General features: G+C 64.4%; 14 protein-coding genes and 1 pseudogene. 4 read left to right on the top strand and 11 right to left on the bottom strand.

All coding sequences use genetic code 11. The features are described from left to right. The first annotated feature begins 58 nt into the window (after nucleotides 1-58). Nucleotides 59-805: an enoyl-CoA hydratase gene (locus IEC33019_RS07580; RefSeq protein WP_099593253.1), complete on the top strand. Its 747-nt coding sequence runs from the start codon at nucleotides 59-61 to the stop codon at nucleotides 803-805. A 3-nt stretch (nucleotides 806-808) separates the two neighbouring features. Here IEC33019_RS07580 and IEC33019_RS07575 read toward each other — a convergent pair whose 3' ends face one another. Beyond that, the gene (locus IEC33019_RS07575) at nucleotides 809-1,675 is read right to left on the bottom strand and encodes a LysR family transcriptional regulator (RefSeq protein WP_070090871.1); all 867 of its coding nucleotides are present in this window, start codon (nucleotides 1,673-1,675) and stop codon (nucleotides 809-811) included. Nucleotides 1,676-1,826: 151 nt separating this feature from the next. Here IEC33019_RS07575 and IEC33019_RS07570 point away from each other — a divergent pair, with 151 nt between their 5' ends. Then, a complete protein-coding gene (locus IEC33019_RS07570) occupies nucleotides 1,827-2,813 on the top strand; it encodes an NAD(P)H-quinone oxidoreductase (RefSeq protein ID WP_070091017.1) in 987 nt (328 codons plus the stop codon). Between the two features lie 15 nt (nucleotides 2,814-2,828). Here the strand turns inward: IEC33019_RS07570 and hchA are convergent, their stop codons facing one another. Further along, a complete protein-coding gene (gene hchA / locus IEC33019_RS07565; RefSeq protein ID WP_070090872.1) occupies nucleotides 2,829-3,704 on the bottom strand; it encodes a glyoxalase III HchA in 876 nt (291 codons plus the stop codon). 222 nt (nucleotides 3,705-3,926) lie between these two features. On the opposite strand from hchA, the gene IEC33019_RS07560 reads away from it, so the two are divergent. Further along, nucleotides 3,927-6,257: a bifunctional diguanylate cyclase/phosphodiesterase gene (locus IEC33019_RS07560; RefSeq protein WP_070090873.1), complete on the top strand. Its 2,331-nt coding sequence runs from the start codon at nucleotides 3,927-3,929 to the stop codon at nucleotides 6,255-6,257. Nucleotides 6,258-6,391: 134 nt separating this feature from the next. On the opposite strand, the gene IEC33019_RS07555 is transcribed toward IEC33019_RS07560, so the two are convergent. Beyond that, nucleotides 6,392-7,528: a glycerate kinase gene (locus IEC33019_RS07555; RefSeq protein WP_070090874.1), complete on the bottom strand. Its 1,137-nt coding sequence runs from the start codon at nucleotides 7,526-7,528 to the stop codon at nucleotides 6,392-6,394. 118 nt (nucleotides 7,529-7,646) lie between these two features. Beyond that, nucleotides 7,647-8,810 carry a sugar diacid recognition domain-containing protein gene (locus IEC33019_RS07550; protein ID WP_301336680.1) on the bottom strand — a complete coding sequence of 388 codons (1,164 nt, stop codon included), beginning with the start codon at nucleotides 8,808-8,810 and terminating at the stop codon, nucleotides 7,647-7,649. Nucleotides 8,811-8,985: 175 nt separating this feature from the next. Here IEC33019_RS07550 and IEC33019_RS07545 point away from each other — a divergent pair, with 175 nt between their 5' ends. Continuing rightward, entirely contained in the window at nucleotides 8,986-10,518 is a 1,533-nt protein-coding gene (locus tag IEC33019_RS07545; RefSeq protein WP_070090876.1) for an FAD-dependent oxidoreductase, read from the top strand. 2 nt (nucleotides 10,519-10,520) lie between these two features. On the opposite strand, the pseudogene IEC33019_RS28155 reads toward IEC33019_RS07545, so the two are convergent. From IEC33019_RS28155 to catC, 7 genes and pseudogenes are all read right to left on the bottom strand, one after another. After that, nucleotides 10,521-11,137 (bottom strand): annotated as a pseudogene (locus tag IEC33019_RS28155) (hypothetical protein). 172 nt (nucleotides 11,138-11,309) lie between these two features. Continuing rightward, nucleotides 11,310-12,392: a metal-dependent hydrolase gene (locus tag IEC33019_RS07535; protein ID WP_070090878.1), complete on the bottom strand. Its 1,083-nt coding sequence runs from the start codon at nucleotides 12,390-12,392 to the stop codon at nucleotides 11,310-11,312. Between the two features lie 81 nt (nucleotides 12,393-12,473). Continuing rightward, entirely contained in the window at nucleotides 12,474-17,174 is a 4,701-nt protein-coding gene (locus IEC33019_RS07530) for a DUF6543 domain-containing protein (RefSeq protein WP_070090879.1), read from the bottom strand. Nucleotides 17,175-17,311: 137 nt separating this feature from the next. Next, complete coding sequence (locus IEC33019_RS07525; protein WP_070090880.1) at nucleotides 17,312-18,562, bottom strand: OprD family porin; 1,251 nt, start codon at nucleotides 18,560-18,562, stop codon at nucleotides 17,312-17,314. Nucleotides 18,563-18,639: 77 nt separating this feature from the next. Next, nucleotides 18,640-19,839 (bottom strand): benzoate/H(+) symporter BenE family transporter, encoded by a 1,200-nt coding sequence (locus IEC33019_RS07520; protein ID WP_070090881.1) that lies wholly within the window; start codon nucleotides 19,837-19,839, stop codon nucleotides 18,640-18,642. A 304-nt stretch (nucleotides 19,840-20,143) separates the two neighbouring features. Further along, entirely contained in the window at nucleotides 20,144-21,070 is a 927-nt protein-coding gene (gene catA / locus IEC33019_RS07515; protein WP_099593249.1) for a catechol 1,2-dioxygenase, read from the bottom strand. A 39-nt stretch (nucleotides 21,071-21,109) separates the two neighbouring features. Continuing rightward, nucleotides 21,110-21,400, bottom strand: a complete 291-nt coding sequence (catC, locus tag IEC33019_RS07510; protein ID WP_003256111.1) for a muconolactone Delta-isomerase — start codon at nucleotides 21,398-21,400, stop codon at nucleotides 21,110-21,112. Nucleotides 21,401-21,458: the final 58 nt, after the last annotated feature.

Below are 21,458 nucleotides of genomic sequence, written 5' to 3'. Positions count from 1 at the left end.
ATAAACCCTCACGGCGGCTTGTGCCCGAACCCCGACCCCAACAACAAAAGCGGCTGCCATGAACGACCTGATCACACGCGAGCTGGACCAAGGCCTGTTGACCCTGACCTTCAACCGCCTGGACAAGCTCAACGCCCTGAACATCGCCATGTACCAACAGCTCGCCGAGCAGTTGCTGGCGGCTGACGAAGACCCGCAGGTCGAAGTCATCCTGCTCACCGGCGGCCCGCAGTGTTTCAGCGCCGGCAACGACCTGCGCGACTTTCTCGACAACCCGCCACGCGACCGGGACAGCCCGGTATTTCACCTGATGCGCGTGGTCATCGGCGTGAGCAAGCCGCTGATCGCCGCCGTCAACGGCGCGGCCATCGGCATCGGCAGCACCTTGCTGCTGCACTGCGACCAAGTGCTGGTCAGCCGCTCGGCCAAACTGCGCATGCCCTTCGCGCCGCTGGGCGTATGCCCCGAGTTCGGCTCCAGCCTGCTGTTGCCCCGCCTGCTCGGCCATGCCCGCGCCGCTCGCCTGCTGCTGGCCAACGAGCTGCTGACCGGCGAACAAGCGGTGGACTGGGGCCTGGCGAACGAACTGCACGAGGACGGCGAGCAGTGCCTGGCGGCTGCGCAGAAACTCGCCCGGCGCCTGCAGGCGATGCCTCGCGCGTCCATGCTCATCAGCAAACGACTGATCAAAGATGCCCACCGCGCCGAACTCGAAGCCACGGTCGAGCGTGAAAGCCAGCTGTTCGTCGAGCGCCTGCAAACCCCCGAAGCCAAGGCCGCCTTGCGCGCCCTGCTCAAAGACTGACGCTCAGCCCTCGAAGGCCCGGACCAACTGGTCGATGACCAGGCGAACCCGGGCCGTGTGGCGCAGATCCTTATGGGTGACCATCCACACCTCGTAAGGCGCGCTGCGCTCGCGTGACGGCCAGATCCGCGCAAGGCCGTCTCGCTCGCCCATGTCGATGGGGATTTCGCCGATGCCTAAGCCTTCGGCGATGGCCCGGCGCACCATCATGCTGGAGTTGACCGCCGCCACCACCCGCCCCTGGTCGATCCCCTCATCGACCAAGGTCGGCAATGCCCGATCCCGCCAGTACGGCTCGTACATCACCAAATCGTGCCCGGCGAAACCACTGCCCGGCACTGGTTCGCCCTGGCGCGCCAGGTAATCGGCGCTGGCGTACAGGCCCATCGGCCAGCTCGCCAGCTTGCGCAGAATCAGATCGGGGTTGTCTGGCCGCTGATTGCGAATGGCGATATCGGTCTCGCGCTGCGACAGGTTGACCAGATCCGAAGAGCCATGCAGCACCACACGGATTTCAGGGTGTGCCAGGTGCAACCGGCGCAGGGCCGGCATCACGAAATCGCAGGCCAGGGAGTCTGTGGTGGAAATGCGCACCTCCCCGGCGCCTTCGTTGTCCACGCCACGGATACGTCGGGTCAGCTCAAGCGCCGCGCTTTCGACGTTCTGGGCAAGTGCGAACGCCTCCTCGCCAATGGCGGTCAGTTGATAGCCCGCGGGGGTGCGCAGGAACAGGGTCGATCCCAGGTCAGCCTCCATCGCGGCAATGCGTCGGCCCACGGTGGCCTGATCGACCCGCAACACGCGCGCGGCGCGGCGCAATGTCTGTTCGCGGCCCAGGGCCAGCAGGATCCTTGCGTCATCCCAATTCATCGAAGGTCTTTCCTCACAGCACATCTGCAACAGGGCGCCGCGAAATCGCCGCGCGCCCAGGGTCTGCAGGTTCCGTACCCTTGGGGCAAGTCGTCAACGCGGCGAACCTTCACCTCACAAGGGCACAGCACCCATGAACAACGTTTCCAGCATGACCGCCATCGAGATCACCCAACCCGGTGGCCCCGATGTCCTCCAACCTAGCCGTCGGGCCATTCCCGAGCCTGCCCCGCGCGAAGTCCTGATCAAGGTCCGCGCCGCCGGCGTCAATGGCCCGGACCTGCTCCAGCGCAAGGGCCTGTACGACCCGCCCGCAGGCGCTTCGGACATTCCAGGCCTTGAGATCGCAGGCGACGTCGTCGCCCTCGGGAGTGAAGTCAAAGGCTTTGCCGTCGGCGATCCGGTGATCGCCCTGGTGACCGGCGGCGGCTACGCCGAATACGCCGTGGCCGACGAGCGTACCACCCTGCACCTACCCGAGGGCCTGACGATGGTCGAAGCCGCCGCCCTGCCCGAGACGTTCATGACGGTCTGGGTCAACCTGTTCCAGCGTGGCGGGTTCAAGGCCGGCGAGTCGGTGCTGATCCACGGTGGCGTGTCCGGCATCGGCACCACCGCGACGATGCTGGCCAAAGCACTTGGCGCCTCGCGGATCTTCACCACCGTCGCCAACCCTAAACAGCAAGCGACCAGCCAGGCCCTGGGCGCCGACGTGGCGATAGACTACAACCGCCAGGACTTCGTCGAGCAGGTTCAGCGCCATACCGAGGGCCAGGGTGTGGACGTGATCGTCGACATCATCGCCGGCGACTATGTCGCGCGTAACTTCCAGGCCGCCGCCATGAACGGCCGCATCGTGCAGATCGGCGTCATCAAGGGCCCGGCGCCACAGCTTGACCTGTTCCCGATGCTGGTCAAGCGCCTGACCCACATCGGCTCGACCCTGCGCGCGCGCAGCGCCGACGACAAGGCGCAAATCATCGCCGATCTGCAACGACACGTCTGGCCCCATGTGCGCAGTGGCGCGGTCAAGCCACTGATCTTCCGCACCTTCGCCCTGGCCGACGCCGCCCAGGCCCACGCCTTGATGGAAAACCGTCAGCACATGGGCAAGGTGGTGCTGACCGTCGACGCCTGAGCCCAAGCCTCATGCTCAGCCGGCGCCGACTTCCTTGAGCAGCGCCGCAGCCGCCAGCTTGCCCAGTGCGTTGCCGGCCAGCGGGCTGTCGCCGGTCAGTAGCTTGCGGTCCTGCAGGGTGGCGCCGGAAATATCCTGGTTGACGATCTCCACCCCCAGGGCCTTGAGCTGCTCACCGAACTTCCAGGTCAGGTGCCCGGGCATGTAGCCGATGTCCGGGGTCTTGGCATCCAGATCGTCCGGGAAGGCGCAGATGCGGTAGCCGTTGTAGATACAGCTTTCCCGCGTCTCGCCAAGCCCTGCGGCGAGAAACGCCGCCGGGCCATGGCACAGGGAAATGACGAACTTGTCTTGTTTGGCCGCCCATTGCAGGACTTGCTTGACATCCTGGCTTTCGGGCAGGCCGATCAACGCACCATGGCCACCCGGGATGAACACGCCGATGTAGTCCGAATCCGGGCCCAACGCGCGCTCGATCACCTCAGCGAGCTTGAGCGGCCGCTTGAAGGCATCGCGGTAGCGCTCATACAGGCCTTTGACCTCGGCATCCTCCGAAGGCATCGCCCAGAACTCGAACTTCACCGGATTGCCGGACAAAGTCGCCACATCGAAGGCAAAGCCAGCTTTGTCCAAGTGATACATCGGCAGCAGGGTTTCCACCGGGTGGTTGCCGGTGGAGAACATCGTGCCGTTGTCAGTGAGCAGGTAGCGCTCGTCAGCGCCGATCATCAGCACCTTCCAGCGGCCTCCCGTGTAAGGCCGGGGGTAGTCGGCACCACTGAGGTCGGACTTGGGCGAGGTGAACTGGCTCAGTGAGTAGGGCGAGGGGAAAAACGCGTTGTCCTCGGCCGGGTCTGGTGTCGGGCGTTTGTCATCGTGCGAGTGTGTCATGGCATCCTCCAACAGGCGTGGTGTCGGTGAGAGTCCCTGCCAGAAGACCCGCCGGGCGAGCCTTTCTGAGGTCAATCGGGCAGTCTAGTCCAGCCAACTGGGTGCCATTGCCGCACACGACTTGCGGTGCGCCAGCAAGTAAAGGCCATGTGCCACCAGTCATGCAGCTGTCATCTTTCTGTCGTATTTTCCGGGCACTACCCAGGGTCGGGAACTTCAGCAGTGATTCGCCGTTTCTTATCGTCCGCAGGGCTGCTTCCCCTGCTGATACTGACGCTCTGCGCCATCACCCTCGCCTTCCTGTGGGGGCTGCACGTCACCCAGAAGGCCGCTTCGCGCCAGGATGCGCTGTCGGCCAAGGCCGCCGAGCACATGAACCTGGCCAGCATCGTCGCACAGAACTTGCGCCAGCTGGTCGACCGCGCCCAAGCAGTGGGCCGGGTGACCCAGGACGACATGAAATCCCTGAGACAGGGCAACCTGAGCCTGGCGCGCATCCTCGCCGAAGACCCGGCGTTCAAGCGCATGAGCCTGTATGACCGCCAGGGTCGGCTGCTCTGTTCCAGTCATGCCGACGAACCCCAGGCCCTGCCCCAGGACTGGCTTGACCAGCTCAAGGTGCGGGTTTCCCACGATGGTTTCAAACCTTTCATGCCCCACATCGCCCCTGCCGACACCCCACCGCCCCGGCCCAGCTGGCGGCTGCCCTTCATTTTGCCGCTGACCGATGTACGCGGGCGGGAGATCGACAGCATCCTGGTGGTGCAACTGGACGTCGGCTATCTCGCCGTTCTGCTCCAGCACATCGACCTTGGCCGCACCGGGCTGATGCGCCTGCTCCAGGATGATGGCCAGGAGCGCCTGCGCATCGACTCCAACGGCGTGGTGATGGCCGGCGACCGGTTGATGCCGAACCTGCCCGAAACCGGTGACGAGGCCGGGTTGCTCACTCAGTACAGCGTCGAAGGCGCCTACCAGAGCCTGTACCGTCGCGTGGCCAACCGAGGCTTCAGCGTGGTGGTAAGCCAACAGCACGATGAAATCCTCGCCCCTTCGGCGCTGACCTACGCCCGCCAGTTCTGGCTGAACCTGAGCATGACCCTGATGATCCTCGCCAGCCTCGCCTGGAGCCTGCGCCTGCTAGGCAAGCGCCAAGAGGCGTTCAGTGCTCTGGAACATGCCCAGCAGGTCAACCAGCAACTGATCGGTCGCCTGGAGGATGAGCATCGACGCAGCAGCCACGCAGCGGCAACCGACCATCTGAGCGGTTTGCACAATCGCCGGCAGTTCGTCGAAGTGGCGACCCATGCCCTGGCCCGGCAACGGGGCAGGCGCCAGCTGATGGCGATCCTGTTCATCGACATGGACCGCTTCAAGTCGATCAACGACTCCCTGGGCCACAAGATTGGCGACCTGCTGCTGCAGGCCGTGGCTGGGCGGATCCAGCGCCTGCTCGATCCCGGCGACGAGGCCTCGCGCTTTGGTGGGGACGAGTTCGTGGTGCTGCTGGCCGGCGAGCGCGATGAGGAACAGATCGACACCTGGGTGCGCGAACTGGTGGGCAAGCTGTCGGCCACCTATGCCCTGGACGGCAAGGAGGTCAACACCAGCCCCAGCGTCGGGGTCAGTATCTGCCCGCGTGACGGTCAGGACATCGACACGCTGATCCGCTGCGCCGATGCCGCGATGTACTCGGCCAAGCAGGCCGGACGTGCCCAGTACCGCTTCTTCGACCCGTCCTTGAACGTGTCCGATATCCAGGCCTTCACCCTCGAACAAGCCTTCGGTATCGCCCTGGCCGAACGCCAGTTCCTCCTCCACTACCAACCCCAGATTCGCCTCGACACCCTCAAAGTGCAGGGCTACGAAGCGCTGGTGCGCTGGAACCACCCTGAGTTCGGCCTGCTGTACCCTGATCGCTTCATCGACATGGCCGAGCGCAGTGGTTTCATCGTCGAGCTGGGCTGGGAGGTCCTGCGTCTTGCCTGCGAAGAACTCGCCCGGTGGCAGGCACAAGGCCGAGATGCTCGTCTGGCGGTCAACGTCTCGGCCCTGCAACTGCGCCAGACGGACTTCAGCGAGCGCCTGCTGGCCGAGCTGTGCCACCATGCCATCGACGCGCACCAGCTGGAGCTGGAAATCACCGAAACCACCGTGCTCGACCCCGAAGGCACCGCGCTGGAGCACCTGCACCGCCTGCGCCGGGCGGGCCTGGGCATCAGCCTGGACGACTTCGGCCGAGGCTATGCCGGCTTTGCCCATCTGCAATCGTTACCACTGACCAAGCTCAAGATCGACCGCGCCTTGATCGCCCCCTTGTGCAACAGCCACGACGACAGCCCGATCGTCTCGTCCACCATCATCCTGGCCAAACGCCTGGGCCTGGAGGTGATCGCCGAGGGCGTGGAGACCCGCGAACAGGTCGTGTGCCTGAAGCTTGCCGGATGCGACACCGCCCAGGGCTACCACTTCAGCCGGCCCCTTTCGCCAGTGCAATTGTTGGAGTACCCCCCCTTCAGCGGCGCCCGGGAAAGCGCCTGTTGTAACCTCTAACGGCGTCATCCAACAGGCTATCGCCAGCGCCTATAGAGGCGGTGATGGTTTTGAGTCTTACACGAAACCTGTGGGAGCGGGTTCACCCGCGAACACCGGCAGAGCCGGTGCCAGGCACCGCGTCGCCGCCGCGTTCAGCCCCGTGCCGCCTGCCACAGTCGGGCGATGTCGCTGGCCCGCGTCTGGAGCAACTGGGTTGCCTGCGCGCACGCCTGCTCCAGGCTCATCGGCCCACTGGCCAGGGCGAAAGCCGCATCGATGCCATGGGCATACAACTGCTGGTAACCCTCCCCCAAGGTCCCGGCCAGCACCACCACCGGCACACCATGACGCTTGGCCACCCGGGCCACGCCCATCGGCGTCTTGCCGCGCAAGGTCTGGGCATCGAAGCGCCCCTCCCCGGTGATCACCAGGTCCGCCCCCTGCACCAGTGCATCGAGCCCTGCCAGCTCCGCCACCACCTCGACTCCAGGGCGGAACTGCGCCCCCATGAAAGCCTTGGCCGCAAAGCCCATGCCGCCTGCCGCGCCACACCCTGGGAACTCGCGCACATCCTCACCCAGCAATTGCGCGCACAGATCGGCAAAATACCCCAGGGCCTGATCCAGTGCCTGCACCTGCGCGGGGCTGGCCCCCTTCTGCGGGCCGAAGATCGCCGAGGCGCCATTGGGGCCGCATAAGGGGTTGTCGACATCGGCCGCCACCTCCACCTGAACCTCCGCCAGGCGCGGGTCCAGGTCGCTGGCGTCGATCCTGGCCAGTTGGCCCAAGGCCAGCCCGCCCTCCTCCAGGTCCTGGCCGTCGGCATCCAGCAGACGTAGACCCAACGCTCTCAGCATGCCGCTGCCGCCATCGTTGGTGGCGCTGCCGCCAATGGCCAGGACGATACGCGTGGCGCCGGCGGCCAACGCTGCGGCGATCAGCTCGCCGGTGCCCCAGGTGCTGCTGCGGCAGGCATCGCGCTGGTCGGTCGGCACCAGTTGCAGGCCACTGGCCTGAGCCATTTCGATGATCGCCGTGCGACTGTGCGCGAGCCAACCCCAGCCGGCTTCGACGCTCTGTCCCAACGGGCCGCGCACCACCTGGCGACGCAACTCGCCATGGCTGGCGGCCAGGATCGCGTCCATGGTCCCCTCGCCACCATCGGCCATGGGGCATTCGACCCGCTCGGCGTCCGGCCACACTTCGGCCAGGCCCGCAGCGATGGCGCGTGCGACACCGGCAGCGTCGAGGCTGTCCTTGAACGAATCGGGGGCGATGACGACTTTCATGGGGATTCTCCTGTCCAGATACCCCGCATGCTGCCAGTTGTGACGCTGCGAGGCCTCTGTCGAATGCACAAAAGCGTTGAGGTGTTGTTTGGGCGAATGCCTTTTGGGAAGGGGCCAATCACTGCGCCGGCAGCAGTTGCAACCCCAGGTACAGGCTGAGCATTCCCTCAAGGCGCAGCGGGTCGACCTCGCTCACTTCGGCGATTCGCTCCAGGCGATACCGCAGGCTGTTGCGATGGATCCCCAGCGCATCGGCGCAGGCCTGGCTCTGCCCGTCGTGGGCGCACCAGGCGCGCAGGGTCGCCAGCAACTGCCCGCTGGCGTCCTTGGCGCGGATGCGCTGCAAGGGCTCGAGCAGTTCATCCAGCGAGTCATCGTTGCGATGGCGCCAGAGCAAGGCAGGCAGACGATAGCGGGACAGACTCAACAACCGCTCCTGGGGCAGGACCTCGCGCCCGTAGGCCAGCAGGTCACGCACCCGCCGATAGCCACGGCGCAGCTGCTCAAGGCTTTGCGCCACGTTGCCCATGGCCAGGCGCTCGACCTGCCAGCCATGGCGTTGCAGGCGTTCGACCAGGCGCTGTTCATCCAGCGCGACGCCTGCCGGCCGACACCACAGCAACGAATGCCGGGCCGGGCTGATGCACCAACTGTCGGGAAAACGGCTCATCAACCAGCCGGACAACGCCTGCGCGCTGGGGCCGGGTTCGAGTTCGAACAGGCACGGCACCCGGGCCAACTGGGGCTTGAGGCCCAACTGCTGGGCTTCATCGAGCAGACGGGGGGAATCACTGCTGCCACCGAGCAACAAGGCCAACAGATCGTCGCAGCGCTGACGCCGCCACTGATGCTCCACCTGCAGATGGCGTTGGGCCAGGAGCATTTCGGCGGTCATGCGCACCAGCTCACCATAGGTACGCAGCTGTTGCGGATCACCCGTGAGCCCCAGTACCCCGATCAAGCGGTCATCGAGCATCAGCGGCAGGTTCACCCCCGGCTGCACGCCCTTGAGGCACTTGGCGGCGTCCACATCCAGCTCGACGATTCGCCCGTTGGCCAGCACCAATTGTGCGCCCTCATGGCGGGTGTTGATGCGCTCAGGTTCGCCGCTGCCCAGGATCAAACCCTGGCTGTCCATGACGTTGACGTTGCACGGCAGGATAGCCATCGCCCAGTCGACGATGTCCTGCGCCAGGTCGTGACATTCAAGGGTCCTTGGGGTGTCGCGCTCACCGAGACTCGTCGTGGCGAGCGCCGGAACCGGCGACAGCGCGACAACCATGAAAAAGAGAACCCGATCATGGCATACAGCCCCGCCCCTGACCAAGGCAAAGACATCACCTGCCATGATCGTCGTCGGCCGCTCGGCGGACCTGCCGCCCCCGATCGTCGGTCTGTTGCATCCCCTGCTCGGCGAAGGCGTCAAATGAACCTGAACGGTTCTACGGAGACGCCTCATGACCCAGCACAGCGTGGCCCGCCTTGAACAGCTCGATGAACGCACGCCCTTGCGCGTTCAGGCCGGCAGCGAGGAAGTGATCCTGATCCGCCAGGGCGACCTGGTGCATGCCTACCAGGCGCATTGCCCCCACGAAGGCGCTCCCCTCGAAGAAGGCGCCCTGTGCGGCGGGTTGCTGGTCTGCCCCTGGCACAAGGCAGCGTTCGCCGTGGACGAAGGCGCGGTCTGCGAACCGCCGGCCCTGGCCGATCTACGGCGCTATCCGGTGCAGGTGAAAAACGGCGATATCCTGGTAGACGACCAGCCGCTGCCCAAGGTCAACCCACCTCGGCACAGCGATGCCCGCTGCTTTGCGGTGATCGGTGCGGGCGCGGCCGGCTGCGCGGCGGTGGCCACCCTGCTCGGCCATGGCTTCGGCGGCCGCCTGGTGTGGATCGACCAGGAACAGCACCCCGCCTACGACCGCACGTCTTTGAGCAAATTCGTCATCGCCGGGCAGATGGCGCCCGACGAAGTCCCCGCCCTGCTGGAGCCTGATGCCCTGCGCCAGGGGCATCTGGAGCGTTGGCACGCCAAGGTGCGGGCGCTGGATGTCGCCAAGCGCCAGATCATGCTGGCCGACGGCAAGCGCCTGGAGTACGACGCAGCCCTGGTGGCCACCGGCGGCAAACCCAAGCGCCCCGACCTTCCCGGCGCCCAGTTGCCCGGTGTCTGTCTGTTGCGCTCCCGGGACGACGCCGCGCACCTGCTCGATGCCGCCGAGCCGGGCCAGCCGGTGGTCATCGTCGGTGACGGGTTCATCGGCCTGGAGGCTGCCTCTGCCCTGCGCAAGTATGGCGCGCAGGTGCATGTGGTCACCCGCCATGAAATCCCACTGGCCAGGCAGCTCGGCGAACGCATCGGCCGCACCCTGCGCGAGCTGCACGAGCGCAAGGGCGTGGTGTTCCATGGGCCGACCGACGTCGAGCGCTTCGAAGGCACCGACCACGTCCAGGCCGTGGTGCTGGCCAATGGCGAGCGGCTGGACACCGCACTGGTGCTGCTGGGCGTGGGCGTCAAACCGGCCACAGGTTTCGTGCACGGCCTGGACCTGGCTGAAGACCAGTCCCTGCCCGTGGACGCCGAACTGCACGCCGCCGAAGGGCTATGGGCCGCCGGCGACATCGCCACCTTCCCCCTGGTCGGTCGCCCCGTGCGCATCGAGCACTGGCGCCTGGCCGAGCAGCACGGCGTGATCGCCGCGGCCAACATGCTAGGCGAACAGCGCCGTTACGACGACGTGCCGTTCTTCTGGACCTACCAGCACGGGCGCACCTATGAGGTGCTCGGCCATGGGCAGCACTGGAACCGCATCGAGTATGTGGGCGAGCCGGAGAAAGGCGACTTCATCGCCTTGCAGTGCATCGACGACCAGGTCGAGGCCGTGATCGCCAAGGGCTACGCGCGCGCCATGGCCGTGATGTCGCAACGGATGAAACGCCCGTTGACCAGCCGCGAGGCGCGCGAGCTGATCGATGCGTGGCCAGGTTGAGATCACGACCTGAGAATATGCTCGACGGCCTCCTTCTGGACTGATCGTTTAACTAGCCAACTGCCGCCAACCGCAGTGGCAATGAATCCCACAGCCAGACTGAACGGCAAACCGGCATCTGTCATCGCTACAAGAGCGCTGGCCACGCCACAGATGGCGAACAGCAGAGTGTTGTTGAGCGCAGCAGCTGCGCCGGCGAATTGGGGATACAAGTCCAGCGCACAGGTCGTAGCGGCGGGACGGACAATCGTCGTGCCAATGGTACAGATGGCCATTGGCAACAAGATGCCCACCACCGACAGGCCATCCACGACAGACCAAGGAATACTTGAAAACTCCCCGCCCACCCCAACGATTGCTGAAGTGCGCTACCTGCCAGAGGGGAAAGTGAAATGAACACGCCGCTGGCGCTGGTGAGAAAAATACGCATGGCGTTACGCCGACGCCCCGTGTAAATGTCCTGCACCAATGCCTGGCTCAAAACGAAACAGCCGCAGCCCACTGCCTGCACGACACGAAACGTCATGAAGGTGTGGTAACCCTGCGCTTCGATGCAACCAACGGCTCCCACAGGCACCGCGCAACGCTTAAGAGCGGCGCAGTCCAGCGGTGGGAAGATTAAGCGATGCCTTTCGATTGGACACGGGCGTTGTGGGAGCGGCGGTTCGGCACTCCTCTCGCGAACACCGGCAAAGCCGGTGCCATCCACCGCATAACCTGCTTCGCGGAACCCTGCGATGTGGCGCGCAGCGCCCCCACTGCAGTCACTCAGCCTCGGGCGATTGGCAGGCTCACCGAGCTGCTTCGCTCTGGCCAAGGTACTTCTGCGTCCAGGCCGCCAACGGCAGCGCAGGCTGCTGCTGGACGATCCTCCGCCAGATCAACGCCAGGTCCTCACCGTTGAGCATCGAGCCCACACCATTGCCCAACCACAGCGTCGGCGTCACCACGCTCCAGCGCCCGGCGCCATCGCGGCTGGCCATCTGGAAACGGAAGGTGTAGTTGCCGGGAATGCCCATGCGCAGGTCAGTCACCACCAAGGCATCGCCCACCACGTCGTAGCGCAGCCAATCGTCGGTGAACCAGCGCAGGCGCTCGTGCAGCGGCACGCCACGCAACACCTGGGCAGCCTCAAGGTTGCGTGGCTGGCGCTGCATCTCCGGCGGTGCGCGGTCGAAGGCACTGCTGATGCCTTCGTAATACTCACCGTCCGGGGTCTTGGCCAGCACGCGCCAGACCAGGCTGTTGAAGGCGATGGGCACGGCGCGCACCTGCGTCACGGCGATGCCTTGCTGGTCCAGGGCTTGCGCGAAACGCTGTTCGGCCGCCACGCGTCCGGCCAGCCCGAAGCCCAGGTAGGCGGTGCTGAACGCCAATGCCACTACCAACACCGGGATCGCCCGGCCGCCCAGGCCCTTGAAGGCCGCGAACAGCACTGCGCCAAGCAACGGCAAGGTGTACACCGGGTCGATGATGAATACCGCCGCCCAGCTCTGTGGGGTCAGGTTAAGCGGCCAGAACAGCTGGGTGCCATAGACGGTGAAAGCATCAAGTATCGGATGGGTCACCAAGGCCAGCCAGAACGCCAGGAACAACCTCGGCAAGCGGTAGCCTTTGTCGGGCCAACGCCTTCGGGCGATCGTGCTCACCAGCCAGGCCAGCACCGCCGCCAGGGCGGTGAGCACGAAGATCGAGTGGGAAAAGCCCCGATGGTAGGTCATTTGCGATACCGGGTCCGCGTAGCGGATCAGCACGTCGAGGTCGGGCAACGTGCCCAGAGCCGCGCCGTATAACAGCGCGCGACGCCCCTGGATGCGCCCCAGCACCGCGCCTTGAAGGGCGGCGCCGAGGACGGCTTGGGTCAGTGAGTCCAAGATGAAGGTTCCTGAGCAGGTTTTTCCAGCAACCTACCGTCATCCTGCCAGCCCGCGCAAACCCGATCGCTGGCCGCTCGATCAGAACGGGATGATGCCCTCTATTTGCTCCAGACGCAGCTCGCCACGATAGATCGCCAAAAAGTCCCTGCCACTGGCTGCGGCCTGAAGCTGCGCTTTACGTCCCAGCTTACGTTGCGTCCAGAGCTTCAGATGCCCTCGGCTGAACTGGCGCGCAGGCGTCGTGGCGCTTGGGTAATGAAAGTGGGCCTCCCAGAGCCCCTCACCCTCCTGCTCGCCCGAGCGAATCCTGCGCCGAATTTCATAGACATCCAGGTAGTCGTTGGCAGCAAGCGCCTTGCGCTGTCCGGCCCGCAGCACCGTGATCGCCCGCTGCTCGAACAGAAAACGCAAGCTGTCGGCCGTGGGGTGCGAGGTCGCCAGGTACATGCCCGTCAGCAGGTCGCGCTTGACCGATTTGAGACGGGTCGCGCCTTCAGTCAGCCCTTCGAGCAGTTCATCTTCGGGGGTGAGGCGGGGCAGCCCGGCCTGCGCTTGCTTGAGTTTGTCCAGATGCCCATCGATCACCGTCGACAATCCGGTGGGCTCATCGGTTTTCACGTACAAGCGGGCTAGTTTGACCACCGAGTCGACCTGATCGATGAGTGTCTGGGCCTGCTTGCGCACGATGCGCGGATCGGCCGAAGGCACAGGACGCTCGCCCCCGGTGCTGGGCTGGGCAGTGCTCTCGACCCATTGCTCGCCCGTCTTGTGGAACGTCTTGATGACCGCCTGGGTGCGGTAGTCCCGTTGTTGCATCACCGAGGTGTCACCGACCTGGACTTCTTCGCCCAAAACGCTTCGCCCGCGGTTGGTCCTGACCACATGCCGCCGACCACCGCGTCCGGCGTAGGTAGAGGTTCTGGGCACCGGTGGCTCTTCGAGTTCCAGCTCCCTGACCGCCTGTGCCAAGTCCCGCTCCGCCAAACTCATGATGTTTTCAAGGCTGCTGACGTAACGCTGCAACCACGACAGCTTGACCGCCGGCCCACCACAGCTTTCCAGATAGTCCGCCAACACGCGTGCCTCCTGGTAGGCCTCCACGACCCCCGTCAGGACCTCGATCTGCTCGGTCAGCGAAACCCCACTGCCAGGCAGGTCACCGTGAGCGTTGCCGGCGCTTTTCAGGGCATCGTTGGCCAAGTAGTCGGAATACTGCGTCAACGTGGATTCATCCACATCGGCAAGTCGATCGACGCTGGCCTCGGCGAGGTCCATCAACTGTTGAAACTCCAGATCGATCGCGGACAACCGGCGTCGTTCGATGATTTCCCTGAGTTTGCCGTCCTTGTTGACCCGCTCCCCCCTGCTGCCTTTGAAGACGATCGAGGTGTCCTTGAGGGTGTCGCTGAGTTGGAGGTCGAAAACCCTGGACATCTCGATCAGTTGGGTCTCCCACTCGATGATCTGTTCCAGGCGCTTTCTGAAGCTCTCGTACTGACGAACCTCCTCTTTGCTCTCCGGTTTGACGACAACGTCCTTGGCCAGGCTGTCCAGGTCCTCGGTGTTGATCATCTGGGCCATTTCGTCATAGAACGCCGACAGGTTCTCGATGAGTTCCTGACGTGTCGCATTGCGAAGATCGATGACCACACGGCTGGCGCGCTCCAGATCCTCGGCCTCGCCGACCATGGCCGAGAGCCCGATGCTGAGCCTCATGTCGGCAAGCTTCGAGAGCACTTGATCGTGCTCCACGCCATTTTCGATCAGTTCCTTGAGCTCACGCAGGATCGTTTGGTTGATCTGTTTGCGCAGGCTTCGTGTCAGCTTCAGGTCACGCTCGGTCAACGCATCACGGTCCGCCATCGCCTCCAAATGCTCGATGCGTTGGTCTTTCTCGCTCAACAACTTGCGGTGCTTTTCCACGGCGGTGGTCAGGTTGTTGTGCTTCTCGGTCAGGCTTTGGTCCTGAAGGCGCAGTGCTTGGACCAATGCCTCGTTGTTCTCCCGGAGTTTCTGCACACGGCTCTTGGGCATGCCACCGCGCAGCTGCAGCGCATGGTCGATCCGCCAGCTCTCCTCGATGAAGGTCATCTGCGGGCCCTCGCCGCCGGCCGGGTCCATGATGCGAATACCGTCCTCGCTCACCTGCGCCTGATAGACATCCCCTGCGAACGACAGGTAATGACGACCAGCAATCTCGTACAACCCCTGATGGGCTCCGGTGGTGATGATCGGCTGCTTACCCAGGGACACACTTGAGCGCATCGCCAGAAGTGCCTGCCGGCGCTCGGCTGGCAGCACGTTCAGGCCATGGGCACCTCGCCAGGAGAAGTCCAACTGCGTGTTCAAGCGCCCCAATGACCCCGGTAGCCCCACTTTACCTTGCACGCGTTCGATCGATGCCACCTGTACGGTCGGCTGCGGCAGCCTGTGCTGTGCAAACGCCGGCGCCTGCCGCGTTCGGGGCGTGACCGTCGATGCCTGGGTCGGCAAATGCTGGTGCATCAGTGCCATCGAAGCGTTCAACAGCAGATCCACCACGGCGCTGGAGCGCGAGAACGCGCTGGCGCTGCTCAACGCCGCCACATCGTTGCTCACGGCATTGATGGCCTGGATCACCCAAGCGACCGTCGCCACCGGCCCACGCAAGAACAGCGTGGCCACGTCGAACAGCAGCCACGCCCCTTGGGCAAGGATCGCCCAGCGACTTTCAGCGTTGGATACCGACTGGCGGTCGGCCAGTTCGACCAACAGATCACGGTTGGCCTGGTAGAGCTTGGCATCGACGTCGATGCGCCAATACTGAGGGGCGAACTTGACAGGTTTCACAGGCGCAAGTGTCAGCGAGGTATCAAGGATCGGTCGTATCAGGTGAGGCTCATGAAAACCGCCGTGGGCATACACCGGCCGCGCATCGGCTGCCAGCCATTGCAGGACACTGTCCTGTAGCGAACCTTTCTGTCGAATGGCCTGCATCATGGTGTCGAGGCTGCTGAACATCATCAGTGGCGCGTCGGCATAGAGCGGCCTGTACAGCAGCACCCGTGACGGTTGGGCGCAGAACAGCACATACATCCCGCCGACCCGATCCTCAGCCTTCGCCTCGGGTTCACGCTTGAATGCCAATGGCATCAACATCGTGGCGGGCAGCGTTTCGTCGACATCACCACGGCAGTAGTCCACGACGCATTGCAAGGCCTCTTCGTCCAGGCTGCCATCGCGCTTGGCCGACAGAGCGCTGAACAACAACCCGCAACGCCATTCCCGGGCAAACCGTTCAACCCTCTGCTCGCGCGTTGCGGGGTCATCCAGGCACTTCGCGACATAGGTCGGATAATGCGCGCCGATGTCCACCCGCTGCACCAGCGACTTGGCGTAGTCGATGGTCATCCAATCCATGATCAGTTGCCCTTCACGGTGCGTGATGCCTGTCAGCTGAGCGCCCTGCAGCGAGCTCAGATTGCCGATCGCGAACTCGGTCAGGGTCATGCTGCGCCGCTCCACGCTTCCATCGCCCACCCCTACCCCGGCGCCACCGGGCGTGCCATGGGCCATTGTGAGCGTCAGGTCGAGGTCGTCGGGAAAGTAGTTGGCATCGATCGGGTGGTCCTTGAGCAATTGCTCGCGCAGACGCTGGCTGGCGTAGGCATGCAGGGAGAGCACGTCCGCCAGGGCCGAGACGCCTTGACTCCGTGCCTGCGCCAGTGCCAGGTCGAACAGGGCACATTGATCGGCGAAGCTGTCCTCGTGCGATGCGTTTTGCACCTCGCTGGGCAACGACAGGTGGGTGTCGGTCGCAACTCGATACCCTTCGATGAAATACTGCGAGGGGTCCGTCAGCGCAGCCAGCACCTGCTCAGCTTCGTCGACGTTGGTCAACTGCGTGTGCTGTAGCCGGCGTGCAGCGGCCAGCAATGCCTCCAGCATCGCCGCAGCCCATTGGCCGAATACGTCCCCGGCCAGCTCGTGACGGTCCCAGGTGAGCGTATCGAAGTCATAGGCGTCGGCCAGTTCGTCTTGCAGCGCCTGGGCAAAGGCACCGAGCGAGTCGAATGCCTGGATCACGCTGGACGGCGCGCACCAGAGAAACACCTTGCGCGCATCGTTCTCGGCCATCACCAGCAGGTTGGGCAGCAACCGGGAGAATGCCTGGCCTCCCTTCTTCATGTGCACCTCCACAATGCACACGCCCGCCGATTGTGCGCCGATCGCGAGCAGGTCCCGAATACAGGTCTGTTGCTCAGCGTCCAGATTCTGCAGCGCCAGGTTTTCCAGCAAGACGGACTTCACCGTCTGCTGCAACCACCGGTCGCGGCTGACGCCTGCGTTGGCATCTTCACGCCAATAGTCGACCTGCGCCTGACAAAACAGCTCCTCGAACAGTTCAAGCAGCTCATTGAGGGCGTCACCGAGGTCTTCGAGCTTGATCCGATCGCCATCGGCGGTTTTGCGTGGGTCTTTGATGGCATAGAAACGCGACGGCACTTCGAGGCTCAGGCGGTAATCCAGGCCGTCCACGAAGGAAAAGTCCAGTCGCTCACCCTCCAGCCACGCCTGGAGCACGTAGTCGACGAACGAGCGGACCGACCAGAACCCTCCTGGTTTGGGAATCATCACTTTGAACGCTTCGGCACTGGTCAGCTCCGGCCTTTGGCTGGCGATCAGTGGATAGCGCTCGATCATCACTTTCATGATCTGCTGGCCAGCCACCTGACGCAGGGTCGGGCGGCTGGCGAACTGCATTGCCACGGCGTGTTTGTGGTCCAGAACGTGGGGCATGACGGGGCTCCTGATGGGTGAGCCACGCAGGATAAAGACCGACTTGGCGCCAGAACCCCTACATATTGCTTGGTTTGAAACGCGTTGCTGGACACTGGCACGCCCACAGGAACAAGCCTGTGGACGCGCGCTGCTGATTAGAACAATTGCCAGGTGTACACCAGGATCAGGCGGTTCTCATCGATGTCACTGCGGTAGTTGGAGCGTGCCATGGCATTGCGCACACGAACCCCCAACCCCTTGAACAGCCCTCCCTGCACGGCATAGCCCAGGTCGATGTCACGCTCGCGGTCCTTGCCCTCGTAACCTTGGCCGGTATCCACGTTGTTACCGGTGATGTAGCGCACGGTGGCGGTGAGCCCGGGGATGCTCAGGGCGGCGAAGTTGTAGTCGTAGCGCGCCTGATAGGAGCGTTCGTCGGTGTAGGCGAACTCATAGGTCGGCACCTCGTTGCCCAGCGGCGAGATGTTGGCGAACACCCGTGGGAATGGGCTGTCACCATAGATGCCCTGGTAGCCGACATGGAAACTGTGCCCACCCTGCCGGACGGTGAACAACGAAAAGAACGCCTGGTTATCGATGTTGCCCAACAGTGCATCGCCGTCCTCGCGCGCCGTGAAGTAGCCCAGGTTGGCGCTCAGCACCCAATCGCCCACAGGCTTGCTGTGCTTGAGGCCGACGAAGCCCTGTTCATAGATGTCCTCCAGCTGGCCGTACCAGAGGCTCGCGCTGCTTTGGTTGTCGTTGAAGGCGTAGTCGCCGCCAACATAGTTGAACGCATCGCTCTGTGCCTGGCGCATGGGTACATGACCGAGCATGGCGATCATCTTGTCGTCGCCGGCCTCATTGCGCAGGTGACTGGAGGTGAGGTGCCCGGCCTGCAGCGTCAGGCCCGCCAGCTCGGTCGAGCTCAGGTTCACGCCCTGGTAGGTGGGTGGCAGCAGGCGAATGTCACTGAAGGTGAGCACCGGCAGGTTGGGCTGCAATTCACCGACGCGCAGCTCGGTCTTGGATAGACGCGCCTTGAAGGTCGGTGCCAGACGGCTGTACTCATCCGCCGCGCGGCCATCGCTGTGCACCGGCAACAGCCCGGTGTTGACGCGGTCCGGGCTGCTGTCGAGCTTGATGCCCAGCAGGCCCAGGGCATCCATACCGAACCCCACGGTGCCGGGGGTGTAGCCGGACTTGAAGTCGAGGATGAAGCCCTGGGCCCACTCCTCGGCCTTGGACTGCTGATTGGCCCCGACGATGTCCGAATAGTCGCGGCTGAAGTAATAGTTGCGGGCGCTCAGGCTGGCCTTGGCATCCTCGAAAAAGCCGTTTTCAGAGGCCAGCAGGGGTTGGCTGAGCAAGGTGATGCCCAGGGCGACGCAAGGGGTGTGGTTCATTCCGAAGCTCTCTTTGATCTTGTTTTTATGGGTAAAGCGCTGGGAACGCGTGGGTATCGAGTGATCGCTCTCCTCTTTCAGCGGGCGCGGCGCAAGGCCGTGTGGGCACGGGGTCGGCGCAGGTGTGGCAAGGCGTGGGCGGCAAGCCCGAACAACAGGCCCCAGAACGCCGCCGACAGCCCCAGGAAGGACACGCCGGAGGCGGTCACCAGAAAGGTGAACAGCCCCGCGTCGCGTTCAGCCGGTTCGGACAGGCTCCTGGCCAAGGCCTCGCTGATCGCGCCGTACAGGGCCAGGCCCGCCAGTGCGGCAATGAGCGCGGCGGGAAAGGCGGCGAACAACGACATCAAGGTGGCGCCGGCGATTCCCAGCAGCAGGTAAAGCACGCTGCCGGACACCGCCGCCACATAACGTCGGCGTGGATCTTCATGCGCTTCACGGCCCGTGCACAGGCTCGCAGTGACCGCCGCCAGGTTCAGCCCATGACAGCCAAAGGGCGCGAGCAAGGCGCCCCCCAGGGCGCTGGTGCTGATCAATGGGCTGGCGGGCACGGCGTAACCGGCATTGCGTAATACCGCCATGCCGGGCATGAACTGCCCGGTCAGGGCCACCAGCACCAGGGGCAACGCCAGGCTGAACAGGGCCGTGACGCTGAACTGCGGGGCGATCAAGCGGGGCGAGGCGAGTTCCAGCACCAGCGCGTCACTGCGAAACTGACCGCTGAGCACCGTGACGAACGCGCCGACCAGCAGCACCGCCGCCACCGCATAGCGCGGTTGGCGCACGCGCATCAACACGTAAGTGGCGAACATCGCCAGCACCAGCGTCGGCTGGACCGGCAGCGCACGAAACACCTCGGTGCCGAAACTGAACAGAATCCCGGCCTGCATGCCGGCGGCAATGGAGCCCGGCAGGTGAGCGATGATGCGGTCGAAGGCACCACTGATGCCGATCACCAGCAACACCAGATTCGCCACCAGGTAGGCGCCGATGGCCTGCTCCAGGCCCAACTCCGGCAAGGCGGTGACCAGCAGCGCCGAGCCTGGGATCGACCAGGCGATCACCACCGGTACCCGATAGCGCAGGCTCAGCCATGCCCCCAGCACCGCGCTGCCCATGGACACCGCCCAGACCCACGAAGACAGCACATCGTGGGAAAGCCCTCCGGCTTCGGCCGCATGGAAAATGATCACCAAGGGTCCGGCGTAGGAAATCATCGTCGCGATCATGCCGGCGACAACGGCCGACACGGAGCAATCGTTGAACAGGTCTTTCATAGGACCTCTCGCAAGCTCTGGCCGGCCTTGGTGGCTGGCACGTGTTTTGTGTTGCCTTCATCGCAGGCTGGCGCCGGTTCTGCGGTGCTTTCTTCGCGGGTAAACCCGCTCCCACAGGGTCCGCGCCAACCTCTCAACAGCGCTGTCCGTTGACTTCATCGCAGGCTGGCGCTGCTTCTGCGGTGCTTTCTTCGCGGGTAAACCCGCTCCCACAGCAACCTCAACAAGGGTGGAGGCCTGGGTGGCGACAGCGACACCGTCCCTGTGGGAGCGGGTTTACCCGCGAAGAGGACACCTCGGTGTATCAAGCCTGCTGCAACGCCCGCGGCCGGCTGCTACGTTGCTCGGCTTCGCTGTCCACGGCCTTCTGCAACTGGAAGTCGAACGAAAGCTCGGCATACCGCCCTTGCACACCCCGCGCGCCGTCCTCGCGGAACGTGATCTCACCGACCAGCCCCTCACGGGTGGCGTAGGCGAAGTCGTCCCACAGGTACTGGTCACCCGCCAGGTTGATCTGGGTGGTCAGGTGGCGATAGCCCGGCGCAGAGATGAAGCAGTGGATGTGCGCCGGGCGCTGGCCATGGCGGCCCAGCAAGTCCAGGCACTCCTGGGTCGGCCCCTGCGGGTCGCAGCCGTAGCCCGACGGCACGATGGAGCGGGCGCGGTAGCGGCCCTGGGCGTCGGTGACGATGCGCCGGCGCAGGTTGTACTGCGACTGGCTCTGGTCGAAGAACGAATAGGTGCCGCGGGTATTGGCATGCCACAGATCGACCGTGGCGCCTGCCACCGGCTGGCCTTGCGGGTCGAGCACCTGGCCTTCGAGGAACATCACCGTGGCCACGCCCTCTTCGCTGCCGTCGTCCATGCGCACTTCACCTTGGGCGATCGGCGCACCGGCGACATACAGCGGGCCTTCGATGGTGCGCGGCGTGCCACCGGTCAAACCTACCTCGGTATCCTTGGCGTCCTGCAGCAGGTCGAGGAAATGCTCCAGGCCCAGGCCTGCCACCAGCAACCCGGCCTCACCGCGTCCGCCCAGGCGATTGAGGTAGTCAACGGCGAGCCAGAACTCGTCTTCAGTGATCTCCAGGTCCTCGATCAAGCGGGCGGTGTCCTGCAATACGCGCTGGATGATGCGCTTGATGCGCGGGTTGCCGTCGTCGTTGCCGTAGCCTGCGGCTTCCTGGAAGAACGCCTGGATCTTGGCAGTATGGGAAATCTTCACGGTCATGATGCGTACCTCATCTTGTTCTTGTGCAAAGGGTTCTAATCAGCGGTCGTCGCTATGGATCGACGAGGGGTGGCGGCACAGGCCGTCGACCTCGATGTCCATGTAGGGGAACAGCGGCAACTGCATGAGGGTGTCGTGCAGGGCCTCGACGCTGGGCACGTCGAACACGCTGTAGTTGGCGTAGTGGCCGGCAATGCGCCACAGGTGGCGCCAGGTACCCTCGCGCTGCAGGCGCTGGGCCAGTTCCTTTTCATCAGCCTTCAGTTGCGCGGCCTTGGCCGGGTCCATATCGACTGGCAGCTTCACGGTCATCTTCACGTGGAACAGCATGGGGTTCTCCTCGCGTCTGATTAAGTCGTTGTAGGAGCGGCTTTAGCCGCGAACACCG

It is taken from the genome of Pseudomonas putida, from assembly GCF_002741075.1.
Lineage (GTDB): Bacteria > Pseudomonadota > Gammaproteobacteria > Pseudomonadales > Pseudomonadaceae > Aquipseudomonas > Aquipseudomonas putida_T.
Note: the sequence above shows the minus strand (reverse complement) of the source record. Positions and strands in the feature narration are given on the sequence as shown.

Excerpts from the sequence above, each read along its gene's own strand:
- IEC33019_RS07580 (WP_099593253.1), top strand. The coding sequence starts at position 59 with ATGAACGACCTGATCACACGCGAGCTGGACCAAGGCCTGTTGACCCTG.
- IEC33019_RS07575 (WP_070090871.1), bottom strand. The coding sequence starts at position 1,675 with ATGAATTGGGATGACGCAAGGATCCTGCTGGCCCTGGGCCGCGAACAG.
- IEC33019_RS07570 (WP_070091017.1), top strand. The coding sequence starts at position 1,827 with ATGACCGCCATCGAGATCACCCAACCCGGTGGCCCCGATGTCCTCCAA.
- hchA (WP_070090872.1), bottom strand. The coding sequence starts at position 3,704 with ATGACACACTCGCACGATGACAAACGCCCGACACCAGACCCGGCCGAG.
- IEC33019_RS07555 (WP_070090874.1), bottom strand. The coding sequence starts at position 7,528 with ATGAAAGTCGTCATCGCCCCCGATTCGTTCAAGGACAGCCTCGACGCT.
- IEC33019_RS07550 (WP_301336680.1), bottom strand. The coding sequence starts at position 8,810 with ATGGTTGTCGCGCTGTCGCCGGTTCCGGCGCTCGCCACGACGAGTCTC.
- IEC33019_RS07545 (WP_070090876.1), top strand. The coding sequence starts at position 8,986 with ATGACCCAGCACAGCGTGGCCCGCCTTGAACAGCTCGATGAACGCACG.
- IEC33019_RS07530 (WP_070090879.1), bottom strand. The coding sequence starts at position 17,174 with ATGCCCCACGTTCTGGACCACAAACACGCCGTGGCAATGCAGTTCGCC.
- IEC33019_RS07525 (WP_070090880.1), bottom strand. The coding sequence starts at position 18,562 with ATGAACCACACCCCTTGCGTCGCCCTGGGCATCACCTTGCTCAGCCAA.
- IEC33019_RS07520 (WP_070090881.1), bottom strand. The coding sequence starts at position 19,839 with ATGAAAGACCTGTTCAACGATTGCTCCGTGTCGGCCGTTGTCGCCGGC.
- catA (WP_099593249.1), bottom strand. The coding sequence starts at position 21,070 with ATGACCGTGAAGATTTCCCATACTGCCAAGATCCAGGCGTTCTTCCAG.
- catC (WP_003256111.1), bottom strand. The coding sequence starts at position 21,400 with ATGCTGTTCCACGTGAAGATGACCGTGAAGCTGCCAGTCGATATGGAC.